Origin of the sequence: Streptomyces sp. NPDC004126, from assembly GCF_050275515.1 — a bacterium.
In the GTDB taxonomy this organism is placed as follows: Bacteria; Actinomycetota; Actinomycetes; order Streptomycetales; family Streptomycetaceae; genus Streptomyces.
This window is the reverse complement of sequence record NZ_JBNNPF010000004.1, coordinates 48,962-61,893: the sequence shown is the minus strand read 5'-3', so window position 1 is coordinate 61,893 and position 12,932 is coordinate 48,962. Positions and strand designations below refer to the sequence as shown.

General features: G+C 69.3%; 12 protein-coding genes. 6 read left to right on the top strand and 6 right to left on the bottom strand.

The features are described from left to right. Nucleotides 1-105 precede the first annotated feature (105 nt). The 6 genes from rsmG to rpmH all read right to left on the bottom strand — a co-directional run bounded on the left by rsmG (nucleotide 106) and on the right by rpmH (nucleotide 3,421). The gene (gene rsmG, locus ACQKM2_RS05575; protein ID WP_427706901.1) at nucleotides 106-843 is read right to left on the bottom strand and encodes a 16S rRNA (guanine(527)-N(7))-methyltransferase RsmG; all 738 of its coding nucleotides are present in this window, start codon (nucleotides 841-843) and stop codon (nucleotides 106-108) included. 129 nt (nucleotides 844-972) lie between these two features. After that, the gene (locus ACQKM2_RS05570) at nucleotides 973-1,485 is read right to left on the bottom strand and encodes a protein jag (RefSeq protein ID WP_362456712.1); all 513 of its coding nucleotides are present in this window, start codon (nucleotides 1,483-1,485) and stop codon (nucleotides 973-975) included. Between the two features lie 14 nt (nucleotides 1,486-1,499). Then, on the bottom strand, nucleotides 1,500-2,606 hold the full coding sequence (yidC, locus tag ACQKM2_RS05565; protein WP_427706898.1) for a membrane protein insertase YidC: 1,107 nt from the start codon (nucleotides 2,604-2,606) through the stop codon (nucleotides 1,500-1,502). Nucleotides 2,607-2,609: 3 nt separating this feature from the next. Continuing rightward, a complete protein-coding gene (yidD, locus tag ACQKM2_RS05560) occupies nucleotides 2,610-2,891 on the bottom strand; it encodes a membrane protein insertion efficiency factor YidD (RefSeq protein WP_007265231.1) in 282 nt (93 codons plus the stop codon). Further along, nucleotides 2,888-3,262, bottom strand: a complete 375-nt coding sequence (gene rnpA, locus ACQKM2_RS05555; protein WP_386270700.1) for a ribonuclease P protein component — start codon at nucleotides 3,260-3,262, stop codon at nucleotides 2,888-2,890. The genes yidD and rnpA overlap by 4 nt, the downstream gene beginning before the upstream one ends. Before the next feature lie 21 nt (nucleotides 3,263-3,283). Continuing rightward, a complete protein-coding gene (gene rpmH / locus ACQKM2_RS05550; RefSeq protein WP_007265229.1) occupies nucleotides 3,284-3,421 on the bottom strand; it encodes a 50S ribosomal protein L34 in 138 nt (45 codons plus the stop codon). Nucleotides 3,422-3,780: 359 nt separating this feature from the next. Between rpmH and dnaA the strand changes: the two genes are divergently transcribed. The 6 genes from dnaA (at nucleotide 3,781) to gyrB (ending at nucleotide 12,922) form a co-directional block, all read left to right on the top strand. Beyond that, nucleotides 3,781-5,616, top strand: coding sequence for a chromosomal replication initiator protein DnaA (gene dnaA, locus ACQKM2_RS05545; protein ID WP_427706895.1), 1,836 nt, complete (start codon nucleotides 3,781-3,783; stop codon nucleotides 5,614-5,616). 864 nt (nucleotides 5,617-6,480) lie between these two features. After that, a complete protein-coding gene (gene dnaN, locus ACQKM2_RS05540) occupies nucleotides 6,481-7,611 on the top strand; it encodes a DNA polymerase III subunit beta (protein WP_007265226.1) in 1,131 nt (376 codons plus the stop codon). 195 nt (nucleotides 7,612-7,806) lie between these two features. Next, nucleotides 7,807-8,682, top strand: a complete 876-nt coding sequence (gene gnd, locus ACQKM2_RS05535) for a phosphogluconate dehydrogenase (NAD(+)-dependent, decarboxylating) (protein ID WP_007265225.1) — start codon at nucleotides 7,807-7,809, stop codon at nucleotides 8,680-8,682. Between the two features lie 98 nt (nucleotides 8,683-8,780). Further along, nucleotides 8,781-9,917: a DNA replication/repair protein RecF gene (gene recF, locus ACQKM2_RS05530; RefSeq protein ID WP_427706891.1), complete on the top strand. Its 1,137-nt coding sequence runs from the start codon at nucleotides 8,781-8,783 to the stop codon at nucleotides 9,915-9,917. Then, nucleotides 9,914-10,441, top strand: a complete 528-nt coding sequence (locus ACQKM2_RS05525) for a DUF721 domain-containing protein (RefSeq protein ID WP_427706889.1) — start codon at nucleotides 9,914-9,916, stop codon at nucleotides 10,439-10,441. The genes recF and ACQKM2_RS05525 overlap by 4 nt, the downstream gene beginning before the upstream one ends. A 459-nt stretch (nucleotides 10,442-10,900) precedes the next feature. Continuing rightward, a complete protein-coding gene (gyrB, locus tag ACQKM2_RS05520) occupies nucleotides 10,901-12,922 on the top strand; it encodes a DNA topoisomerase (ATP-hydrolyzing) subunit B (RefSeq protein ID WP_427707181.1) in 2,022 nt (673 codons plus the stop codon). Nucleotides 12,923-12,932: the final 10 nt, after the last annotated feature.

Sequence of the window (12,932 nt, the reverse complement as noted above, 5' to 3'; positions counted from 1 at the left end):
CACGTGAAACACGATGCCCGGACGGAGTCTTCAGCCCGCTACGACACTCCGAAATCCATACCTATAGGGCCCAACCCGCCCCAAAACGCACCGTCGGCGACGGATTCAGCGGCGCCTGCGCGCGCGCCCCACCCGTGCGGCCTTAGCCCGCTTGGCCGCGAACCTCACCCCGCCGGGGCTTTCTCCGACCTCCACCCGGACCACCGTGGACAGCGGGTCGACGACGCCCTCGCCCACGTGGAGCACCGAGGTCTTCACCACACCCAGCTTGGTCAGCGCGACCTTCGCCGAGACCAGCTCCTCCTCCGCGGTGTCGCCCTTCAGGGCCAGCATCTCGCCGTAAGGACGCAGCAGCGGTACGCCCCAGCCCGCGAGCCGGTCCAGCGGTGCCACCGCGCGGGCCGTCACCACGTGCACCGGCTGGAGCTTGCCGAGCACCTCTTCGGCCCGGCCGCGCACCACGGTGACGTGGTCCAGCCCGAGCAGCTCCACGGCTTCCTGGAGGAAGTTCGTCCTGCGCAGCAGGGGCTCCAACAGGGTGATCTTCAGGTCCCGGCGCACCAGCGCGAGCGGGATGCCGGGCAGGCCGGCGCCCGAGCCCACGTCGCACACGGTGACGCCCTCCGGCACCACCTCGGAGAGCACCGCGCAGTTCAGCAGGTGCCGCTCCCAGAGCCGGGGAACCTCACGCGGCCCGATCAGGCCCCGCTTGACCCCCGCGTCCGCCAGCAGCTCCGCGTACCGCACAGCTTCCGGGAAAAACTCACCGAACACCGCGCGCGCCTCTTCGGGCGCCGGGGGCGCCTCTTCAGGCGCCGCGGGAAGCTCCGCTGCCTCCGTCACGGGGACCGTCCTTCCGTACAGAACCGCTCACGCCAAAACCGTGTCGTTCAACCGTGTCGTTCAACTGCCAGGCTTACAAACTTCGGCCCCGCCTGCGACACAGGCGGGGCCGACACACAACGTTCCCGGTCAGGCCGGGAGCACGACGACGAAGCGCTGCGGCTCCTCGCCCTCGGACTCGCTCTTCAGGCCGGCGGCGGCCACGGCGTCGTGGACGACCTTGCGCTCGAAGGGGGTCATCGGGGCCAGCTTCAGCGGCTCGCCCGAGGCCTTCACGTCCGCGGCGGCCTTCGCGCCCAGCGCGGCCAGCTCCTCGCGCTTCTTCGCCCGGAAGCCCGCGATGTCCAGCATCAGCCGGCTGCGGTCGCCGGTCTCCCGGTGCACGGCGAGGCGGGTCAGCTCCTGAAGGGCCTCCAGGACCTCACCGTCGCGACCCACGAGCTTCTGCAGGTCGCGGCCGCCCGAGTCGCTGACGATCGACACCGCGGCGCGGTCGGCCTCGACGTCCATGTCGATGTCGCCGTCCAGGTCGGCGATGTCCAGCAGACCCTCAAGGTAGTCGGCCGCGATCTCACCCTCCTGCTCGAGGCGGGTCAGGGTGTCGCCACTCTCAGCGGCGGCGGTGGTGGTGCCTTCCGTCACGGGAGGGACTCCTTCTACTTCTTGGAGGGCTTGCTGGGGGGCGTCTGACGCTTGGACTTCGGCTGCCGCTTCGGCTGCTGCCGCTTGGTGGCGACACCGCCGCTCGCCGCGTCCGAGTCCGCCGTGGCCTCAGAACTCTTGATCACGGAGCCGTCCGCCTGCGCGGCCATGCCCTGCTTCGTCAGCGCGGTGATGAACTTCCGCTCGTTGTCGTTGCGGTCCGGGCCCTTGGCCACGATCGCCGCGACGATCTTCTTCTTGCCCCGGCCCTTGACGTCGCCGTGGGTGCTGACGTGCTTCAGCAGACGGGTCAGGTACTGGTCCTGGGCCTTGCTGCCCGGCGTCGGGTTCTGGTTGATCACGTACATCTGCTGGCCCATGGTCCACACGTTGGTGGTCAGCCAGTAGACGAGGACACCGACGGGGAAGTTGATGCCCATGACCGCGAAGATCACCGGGAAGATGTACATCAGCATCTTCTGCTGCTGCATGAACGGCGTCTTGACCGAGAGGTCCACGTTCTTCTGCATCAGCTGGCGCTGCGTGTAGAACTGCGACAGCGACATCAGGACGATCATGACCGCGGTCACGATGCGCACGTTGGTGACCGAGGCGTCCAGGGCCGCGACCTTCTCGGCGCTGTCGGTGAACTTGGCAGCCAGCGGGGCGCCGAAGATGTGCGCCTGGCGGGCGCTCTCCAGCAGCGACTGGTTGATCACGCCGATGGTCTTGCCGTTGGCGATGCTCGCGAGCACGTGGTACAGCGCGAAGAAGAACGGCGACTGCGCCAGGATGGGAAGGCACGAGGAGAGCGGGTTGGTACCCGTCTCCTTGTACAGCTTCATCATCTCTTCGGACTGACGCTGCTTGTCGTTCTTGTAGCGCTCCTGGATCGCCTTCATCTTCGGCTGGAGCGCCTGCATGCCTCGCGTCGCCTTGATCTGCTTCACGAAGAGCGGGATCAGACAGATGCGGATCAGGACCACCAGGGACACGATGGACAGGCCCCAGGCCCATCCACTGTCCGCACCGAAGATCGCGCCGTAGACCGAGTGGAACTGGACGATGATCCACGACACGGGTGTGGTGATAAAGCTGAACAGACTGGCAATCGTGTCCACTAATCAGGCTCCTTGAGCATTGCGAGATCTACGCAACGCACTGCGCAGCTGCTCGTGCCAACGCGGGCGTTTCCGGGGTGGGACATGATCCACACCACCCGGGGACCACGGATTGCACCGCAGGATCCGCCAGGCGGTCAGAGCCGTCCCCTTCACCGCACCATGCCGGTCGATGGCCGTGAACCCGTAGTGCGAACACGACGGGTAGTAGCGGCACACCGGCCCGAGCAGCGGACTGATCGTCCACTGGTACAGCTTGATCAAAGCGAGCAGCGGGTACTTCATCGAGCCACGCCTCCCAGCAGCCGCGCCAAGGCGGCGTCCAGGTCACGGGCCAGCTCGTCGGCGCCGGCGTCAGCGGCTCCGGGCAGGGCCCGCACCACCACCAGGCTACCGGCGGGCAGCTGGGCCAGCCGATCACGCACGAGATGGCGGAGACGGCGCTTGACCCGGTTGCGGACGACTGCGATGCCGACAGCCTTGCTGACGACGAAACCCGCACGCGGCGAGGGATCGACATCCCCCGGCTCGTGCGGGTCCGTTGCACCGCTTGTACGTAGGTGGACGACGAGGAGCGGGCGACCTGCCCGGCGCCCTCGGCGCACCGCGCTCGCGAAGTCCTCGCGCCGCCTCAGCCGATTTTCGGGAGACAGCACGACGTCACGACCTGCGCGTTGTTACGCGGAAAGGGCGGAACGGCCCTTGCTGCGACGGTTCGCGAGGATCGCGCGACCGGCACGGGTACGCATCCGCAGACGGAAGCCGTGGGTCTTGGCGCGACGGCGGTTGTTCGGCTGGAAGGTGCGCTTGCTCACTCGGGGGCTCCAGAGAATGAATCGTTGTGGCGGTACATCGCCTGGCTGTCACCGTGCGCCCACGAGGAACTCGCGTGTTCGCCCGAGTGGACACCGCTAAATGATCACAATCAGTGATCTTCGCCCATCGGTAGGCAGGCGGCAGCAGCCATCGACAACTCGACCTCGTTACGGTACGCGCGGCTACGCCATCCGGTCAAACCGAGTGTCCGCTGCCCCACACTGTGCACAGGCTGTGGACAACGACTTGAACCCTACCCACCGGCCTGACTACCGTTGCCTGATCCCGGATTTTTTGTCCCGACCGTCCCAAAGAACCACACATTCGTGGGACCGGGACCTGTGAGAGAGCGTGCTCTGTGGCTGACGTACCTGCCGATCTTGCCGCAGTGTGGCCACGCGTCCTCGAGAAGCTGCTCGGGGAGGGCCAGCAGGGTATCGAGCCCAAGGACAAGCAGTGGGTGGAGCGATGCCAGCCGCTGGCCCTCGTGGCCGACACCGCGCTGCTCGCCGTGCCCAACGAGTGGGGCAAGCGGGTCCTGGAGGGCCGTCTCGCCCCGCTCATCAGCGACGCCCTGAGCCGCGAGTGCGGCCGGCCGATCCGGATCGCGATCACCGTGGACGACTCCGCGGGCGAGCCCGCGCCGCCGGCCCCGCCCGCCCCCTCCCCGCGCGAGGGCTACGAGCCGTACGGCGGCCAGCGCCCCGGCGCCGGCCCCGGCGAGGACCAGCTCCCCACCGCGCGCCCCGCCTACCCCGAGTACCAGCAGCCGCGCCAGGAGCCCGGCTCCTGGCCCCGCGGCGGCCAGGACGAGTACGGCTGGCAGCAGCAGCGCCTCGGCGGCTTCCCCGAGCGCGACCCCTACGCCACCCCGCAGCCCGGCTACCTCCAGCAGTCCGAGCCCGGCGGGTACGACCAGGGCGGCTACGAGCAGCAGAAGTACGAGCAGCCCGGTTACGAGCCCTCCTCTTCCTACGAACCCCAGAAGTACGAGCCCCAGAAGTACGACTCCCCGTCGTACGAGTCCCAGCCGTACGAGCCCCAGGGCTACGAGCCGCAGCAGTACGAGCAGCCGTCCCCGCGCCCCGCGCCCGGCCGGCCGACGCCCGCGCCCCCGCCGTCGGCGCCGTCCGGCGGCTCCACCTCGGGCCCGCTGGAGCCGACCGCCCGGCTGAACCCCAAGTACCTCTTCGACACCTTCGTCATCGGTGCCTCCAACCGCTTCGCGCACGCCGCCGCGGTGGCCGTCGCCGAGGCGCCGGCGAAGGCGTACAACCCCCTCTTCGTCTATGGGGAGTCGGGCCTCGGCAAGACGCACCTGCTGCACGCCATCGGGCACTACGCGCGGAGCCTCTACCCCGGCACCCGCGTGCGGTACGTGAGCTCGGAGGAGTTCACCAACGAGTTCATCAACTCCATCCGCGACGGCAAGGGCGACGCCTTCCGCAAGCGGTACCGGGAGATGGACATCCTGCTCGTCGACGACATCCAGTTCCTCGCGAGCAAGGAGTCGACGCAGGAGGAGTTCTTCCACACCTTCAACACGCTCCACAACGCCAACAAGCAGATCGTCCTCTCCTCCGACCGGCCGCCCAAGCAGCTCGTCACCCTGGAGGACCGGCTCCGCAACCGCTTCGAGTGGGGCCTGATCACCGACGTCCAGCCGCCCGAGCTGGAGACGCGCATCGCGATCCTGCGCAAGAAGGCCGTCCAGGAGCAGCTCAACGCCCCGCCGGAGGTACTGGAGTTCATCGCCTCCCGCATCTCGCGCAACATCCGCGAGCTGGAGGGGGCGCTGATCCGCGTCACCGCCTTCGCGAGCCTGAACCGGCAGCCGGTGGACCTCGGACTCACCGAGGACGTCCTCAAGAACCTGATCCCGGGCGGCGAGGACAGCGCGCCCGAGATCACCGCGTCCGACATCATGGCGGCCACCGCCGACTACTTCGGGCTGACCGTGGACGACCTGTGCGGCTCCTCGCGCAGCCGGGTCCTCGTCACCGCCCGGCAGATCGCCATGTACCTGTGCCGGGAGCTCACCGACCTGTCGCTGCCGAAGATCGGCGCCCAGTTCGGCGGGCGGGACCACACCACCGTCATGCACGCGGACCGCAAGATCCGCGCCCTGATGGCGGAACGGCGCTCCATCTACAACCAGGTCACGGAGCTCACCAACCGCATCAAGAACGGCTGACGCGGGCCCCGCGGGGGCCGGCTGGCGGTCCCTCAAACCTCACGACAGGGCGCTTCCGGATCGAACCGGGGGCGCCCTTCTTCGTCCGTGCGCCCCTGCTCTGTTCGAATGCGCCCCCGGGAGGGCCCGTCATCCACAGATTCCCCGGTTTTCTTCCGTCCACAGCCTGAGGACAGTCCCCATCGCCCACAATCTGTCCACAGGGGTGGCTGTTGAGGAACCATCAGGGCAGGTCAGACCCCTGTGGAATTGTGAGCAAGCGTCATCCACAGCCTGTGGACAGAAAAATCATCCACAGGCTCATCCACTCCTCTGTCCACCGCAGACCCACAGGTTCCCGCATCCTGTGCACAGGTTCCCGACGGTTCTCCACACCGTTGTCCACTGTTCGGCAACAGCACACCCCCGGTCACCGCCCCGAGTGAAAGCGGTCACACGGATGTCGACGTTTGGTCTGTGGACTTCTGGGGAAAAGCTGGGGACACACCTGTGGAGTAGTGAGGGTCACCTGGGGACGGCCTGTGCAGAACTTTCCGTTCTCCACAGACACCCCGGGTTGTCCACCGGTCCCACCCACAGGGTGTGGGGATAAAAAATGCGGGTTGACCTGCGAGAACGGGCTTATCCACCGTTTCCACAGGCCCTACTACTACCCCCATGGAGAGTTAGGCCGGTTTCGGTTTTCAAGCGGGTCCTGTGCACAACTCGCCGGACGGCCGTCCCGCCGCCTCGCTCCCGACTTGACCGCCAGCCGCGACGGCTGTCGGCGCCGTACGTCAGACTGGTCCCCGGCATCGGTCGAGGCATCGACGGGCCGACGACGAAGGCCGGCAGACGAGCGAGCAACAGCAGGAGGCGGTTCCGGTGAAGATCCGGGTGGAGCGCGACGTACTCGCGGAGGCGGTGGCCTGGGCTGCACGCAGCCTCCCGGCCCGGCCGCCGGTGCCCGTACTCGCGGGCCTGCTGCTGAAGGCCGAGGAGGGCACCCTGTCCCTCTCCGGCTTCGACTACGAGGTCTCGGCCCGCGTCTCCGTCGAGGCGGACGTGGAGGAGGACGGCACCGTCCTCGTCTCCGGCCGGCTCCTCGCCGACATCTGCCGCGCCCTCCCCAACCGCCCGGTGGAGATTTCCACAGACGGTGTACGGGCGACCGTGGTCTGCGGCTCCTCGCGGTTCACACTCCACACCCTGCCTGTGGAGGAGTACCCGGCGCTCCCGCAGATGCCGACCGCGACCGGCACCGTGCCCGGCGAGGTCTTCGCCTCCGCCGCCGCGCAGGTCGCCATCGCCGCCGGCCGTGACGACACGCTGCCCGTGCTGACCGGTGTCCGCATCGAGATCGAGGGCGACCGCGTCACCCTGGCCTCCACCGACCGCTACCGCTTCGCGGTCCGCGAGTTCCTGTGGAAGCCGGAGAACCCGGAGGCCTCGGCCGTGGCCCTGGTGCCCGCCAAGACCCTCCTGGACACCGCCAAGTCCCTCACCAGCGGCGACACCGTCACCCTGGCGCTCTCCGGCTCCGGCCAGGGCGAGGGCCTGATCGGCTTCGAGGGCGCGGGCCGCCGCACCACCACCCGCCTGCTCGAAGGCGACCTGCCGAAGTACCGCACCCTCTTCCCGACGGAGTTCAACTCCGTCGCCGTGATCGAGACCGCCCCGTTCGTCGAGGCCGTCAAGCGCGTGGCCCTGGTCGCCGAGCGCAACACGCCGGTCCGCCTCAGCTTCGAGCAGGGCGTGCTGATCCTGGAAGCGGGCTCCAGCGACGATGCACAGGCTGTGGAACGCGTCGACGCGAACCTGGAGGGCGACGACATCTCGATCGCCTTCAACCCCACCTTCCTGCTGGACGGCCTGAGCGCCATCGACTCGCCCGCCGCCCAGCTCAGCTTCACCACGTCCACCAAGCCGGCGCTGCTCAGCGGTCGGCCCGCGGTGGACGCGGAGGCCGACGAGGCCTACAAGTACCTGATCATGCCGGTCCGCCTCTCCGGCTGACCCGTTCCCGCCGTACACCGGCCCCGGGCCCGGTCTCGCAGCCGCGAGTGCCGGGCCCGGCGCCGTCCGGAGCGGCCCGGAGCCATGGCCCGGCGTAGGCTCGGACCCGGCGGGCGACCCAGGAAAAACGACCGGAACCCACCGGTACCGGGGAAGCCCCGTACAGACGGCCCCAACGCTTAAGGAACCCACCTGATGGAGCTCGGTCTCGTCGGTCTCGGCAAGATGGGCGGCAACATGCGCGAGCGCATCCGCCGCGCAGGCCACACCGTCATCGGATACGACCGCAACCCGGACCTCGCCGATGTCCACAGCCTGCAGGAGCTTGTGGACAGCCTGCAGTCCCCCCGCGTCGTGTGGGTGATGGTCCCGGCCGGGGCCGCGACGCAGTCCACCGTCGACGAGCTGGCCGAGCTGCTCTCCCCCGGCGACATCGTCGTCGACGGCGGCAACTCGCGCTGGACCGACGACGAGAAGCACGCCGAGGAACTGAAGGCCAAGGGCATCGGCTTCGTCGACTGCGGCGTCTCCGGCGGCGTCTGGGGCCTGGAGAACGGCTACGCGCTGATGTACGGCGGCGACGAGAAGGACGTCGCCGTGGTCCAGCCGATCTTCGACGCCCTCAAGCCCGAGGGCGACTTCGGCTCCGTGCACGCCGGCAAGGTCGGCGCGGGCCACTTCGCGAAGATGGTCCACAACGGCATCGAGTACGCCATGATGCAGGCCTACGCCGAGGGCTGGGAGCTCCTGGAGAAGGTCGACTCGGTCACCGACGTCCGCGAGGTCTTCCGGTCCTGGCAGGAGGGCACGGTCATCCGTTCCTGGCTGCTGGACCTCGCCGTCAACGCGCTGGACGAGGACGAGCACCTCGACCAGCTCAAGGGCTTCGCCCAGGACTCGGGCGAGGGCCGCTGGACCGTCGAGGCGGCCATCGACAACGCCGTCCCGCTGCCGGCGATCACCGCCTCGCTGTTCGCCCGGTTCGCGTCCCGCCAGGACGACTCGCCGCAGATGAAGATGATCGCCGCGCTGCGCAACCAGTTCGGCGGCCACGCGGTCGAGAAGAAGTAGTCGAAAGGAGCGAGCGCTCCACAGCGACACCGCTCCACAGCGACACAGCAACACCGCAGCACAGAGCACAGCAGGAAGCCGGGGGAGGTCGGCGCCGAATGCACGTATCGCATCTCTCGTTGGCCGACTTCCGCTCGTACGCCCGGGCCGAGGTTCCCCTCGCCCCGGGCGTCACGGCTTTCGTGGGCCCCAACGGCCAGGGCAAGACGAACCTCGTCGAGGCCATCGGCTACCTGGCCACCCTGGGCAGCCACCGCGTCTCCTCGGACGCCCCGCTCGTCCGCATGGGCGCCGACCGGGCGGTCATCCGCGCCGCCGTCACCCAGGGCGAACGGCAGCAGCTGGTCGAGCTCGAACTGAACCCGGGCCGCGCCAACCGCGCCCGCATCAACCGGTCCTCGCAGGTCAGACCCCGCGACGTGCTGGGGATCGTACGCACGGTGCTGTTCGCCCCGGAGGACCTCGCCCTGGTCAAGGGCGACCCCGGCGAGCGGCGCCGCTTCCTCGACGAGATCGTGACGGCCCGCTCCCCGCGGATGGCGGCGGTCCGCTCCGACTACGAGCGCGTCCTCAAGCAGCGCAACACCCTCCTGAAGTCCGCCGCGATGGCCCGCCGCCACGGCGGCCGCTCCATGGACCTGTCCACCCTCGACGTCTGGGACCAGCACCTCGCCCGCGCCGGCGCCGAGCTCCTCGCCCAGCGCCTGGACCTGATCGCCACCCTGCTGCCGCTCGCCGACAAGGCGTACGAGCAGCTCGCGCCCGGCGGCGGCCCGCTCGGGCTGGCGTACAGGTCCTCCGCCGGCGACCCGGTCGACAGCGGCGCCGCCCGCACCCGCGAGGAGCTCTACGAGGTCCTGCTCGCCGCCCTGTCCCAGGTCCGCAAGCAGGAGATCGAGCGCGGGGTGACCCTGGCCGGCCCGCACCGCGACGACCTCCTGCTGCGCCTCGGCGAGCTCCCCGCGAAGGGGTACGCCAGCCACGGCGAGTCCTGGTCGTACGCGCTGGCCCTGCGCCTGGCCTCGTACGAGCTGCTGCGCTCGGAGGGGGCGGAGCCGGTGCTGATCCTCGACGACGTCTTCGCGGAGCTGGACGCGCGCCGCCGCGAGCGGCTCGCGGAACTGGTGTCCGGCGGCGAACAGGTACTGGTGACGGCGGCGGTGGACGACGACGTCCCGGGCGTGCTGACGGGCACCCGCTTCGGGGTGTCCGGCGGTGAGGTGACCCGGCTGTGAACGACGGCGAGCGGCACGAGCGCAAGGCTCCGGAGCCCTCCGGGGTGGACCTGGCCCGCCAGGCCCTCGCGGCCGCGCGCGAGCAGGCCCGCGCGCGGGGCAACGCGGTGGGCGGGAAGAAGCGCCAGCAGCAGCCCGGGCTGCGCTCCGGGGCCCGTGCCGACGGCCGGGACCCGATGCCGCTGATGGCGGCCCTGGACCGGCTGCGGACCGAGCGCGGCTGGGAGATGCCGATCGCGGTCGCCGGGGTGATGGAGCGCTGGGCGGAGATCGTCGGCCCGGAGATCGCGGCGCACTGTGAACCGGAGCGCTACGAGGAGCGTGAACTCCTCGTGCGGTGCGATTCCTCGGCCTGGGCCGCGCAGCTGAAGCTGCTGGCCCCGCAGCTGGTGGCGCGGCTGAACGCGGAACTGGGACAGGGCACGGTCCGGCTGATCAAGGTGCAGGGACCGGGCGGCCGCCCCAAGCGGTACGGGCCGTGGCGGGCCCCCGGCAGCACCGGGCCCGGCGACACCTACGGCTGACCGGGTTCCGGCCCGCCGGCCGGTTCCGCGACCGTACGGGTTCCGGCCAGCGGCGACGGCCGGGGCGAGGGCCCCGCACGGCCTGCGCAGGGCCCGTGACGGGTCCTGGGGAGGCCTCCGGCGGGCCCCTCGGAGCCCCCTTCGAGGGCCGGGGCGGAGCGCCCCGGCATGCCCGGCGCGGGTGGCGTCCCTCACGGTAGTGGAAGGTTGACAGGCCGAAGCGCTGGACGCCCGCGTGAGCCTCTTTGAGCCCCTCCCCGAATATGGGGAGTCTCGGAGAGGAGGTTCAGGGCGGCACATGCGGACTCAGGCACCGGCAAACCCCCATTCGTGTCAGTGGTACCGGTAGACTGGAAGCAATCCCGCCCGATCCGCGGGGGACAGCACGACAACGCAGACAACGCAGATCGACGCGGCCGCTCCCGCCGGCGCACACGCTGGTCCGGAGTACGGGCTGCGCTGTGCCAGAAAGGGCGCTTCGTGGCCGATTCCGGCGACTCCAACGAGAAGAATTACGACGCCAGTGCGATCCAGGTCCTCGAGGGCCTGGACGCAGTGCGCAAGCGGCCGGGTATGTACATCGGCTCGACGGGCGAGCGTGGTCTGCACCACCTCGTCTACGAGGTCGTCGACAACTCGGTCGACGAGGCGCTGGCCGGACACGCGGACACCATCGACGTGACGATCCTCGCCGACGGCGGGGTGCGCGTGGTCGACAACGGCCGAGGCATCCCGGTCGGCATCGTGCCGTCCGAGGGCAAGCCGGCCGTCGAGGTCGTCCTGACCGTCCTGCACGCGGGCGGCAAGTTCGGCGGCGGCGGCTACGCCGTCTCCGGCGGTCTGCACGGCGTCGGCGTGTCCGTCGTGAACGCCCTGTCGACCAAGGTCGCGGTCGAGGTCAAGACGGACGGCCACCGCTGGACCCAGGACTACAAGCTGGGCGTGCCGACGGCCCCGCTGGCCAAGAACGAGGAGACCGGCGAGACCGGTACGTCGGTGACGTTCTGGGCCGACGGCGACATCTTCGAGACCACCGAGTACTCCTTCGAGACGCTGTCGCGGCGCTTCCAGGAGATGGCCTTCCTCAACAAGGGCCTGACCCTGACGCTGACCGACGAGCGCGAGTCGGCGAAGGCCACGGCGGGCGCGGACGACCCGGACGCGGACACGGCCGAGCCGCAGGCGCGCACGGTGAAGTACTTCTACGAGGGCGGCATCGTCGACTTCGTGAAGTACCTCAACTCGCGCAAGGGCGAGCTGATCCACCCGACCGTCATCGACGTCGAGTCCGAGGACAAGGAGCGGATGCTCTCGGTCGAGATCGCGATGCAGTGGAACTCGCAGTACAGCGAGGGTGTCTACTCCTTCGCGAACACGATCCACACGCACGAGGGCGGCACCCACGAAGAGGGCTTCCGCGCGGCGCTGACCGGCCTGGTCAACCGCTACGCGCGCGACAAGAAGCTGCTCCGCGAGAAGGACGACAACCTCGCCGGCGAGGACATCCGCGAGGGTCTGACGGCGATCATCTCGGTCAAGCTGGGCGAGCCCCAGTTCGAGGGCCAGACCAAGACCAAGCTGGGCAACACGGAGGCCAAGACCTTCGTGCAGAAGGTCGTCCACGAGCACCTGAGCGACTGGTTCGACCGCAACCCGGTCGAGGCCGCGGACATCGTCCGCAAGGCCATCCAGGCGGCCACGGCGCGCGTCGCGGCCCGCAAGGCCCGTGACCTGACCCGCCGCAAGGGCCTGCTGGAGAGCGCCTCGCTGCCGGGCAAGCTGTCCGACTGCCAGTCGAACGACCCGACCAAGTGCGAGATCTTCATCGTCGAGGGCGACTCCGCCGGCGGCTCCGCGAAGTCCGGCCGCAACCCGATGTACCAGGCCATCCTGCCCATCCGCGGCAAGATCCTGAACGTCGAGAAGGCCCGTATCGACAAGATCCTCCAGAACACCGAGGTCCAGGCGCTGATCAGCGCCTTCGGCACCGGTGTGCACGAGGACTTCGACATCGAGAAGCTCCGCTATCACAAGATCATCCTGATGGCGGACGCCGACGTCGACGGCCAGCACATCAACACCCTGCTGCTGACCTTCCTGTTCCGCTTCATGCGCCCGCTGGTCGAGGCCGGTCACGTGTACCTGTCCCGTCCGCCGCTCTACAAGATCAAGTGGGGCCGCGACGACTTCGAGTACGCGTACTCGGACCGCGAGCGCGACGCCCTGGTCGAGCTCGGCAAGCAGAACGGCAAGCGCATCAAGGAAGACTCGATCCAGCGCTTCAAGGGTCTGGGCGAGATGAACGCCGAGGAGCTGCGCGTCACCACCATGGACGTGGACCACCGCGTGCTCGGCCAGGTCACGCTGGACGACGCGGCGCAGGCCGACGACCTGTTCTCGGTGCTGATGGGTGAGGACGTCGAGGCGCGGCGCTCCTTCATCCAGCGCAACGCCAAGGACGTCCGCTTCCTCGACATCTGAGTCGGCCTCC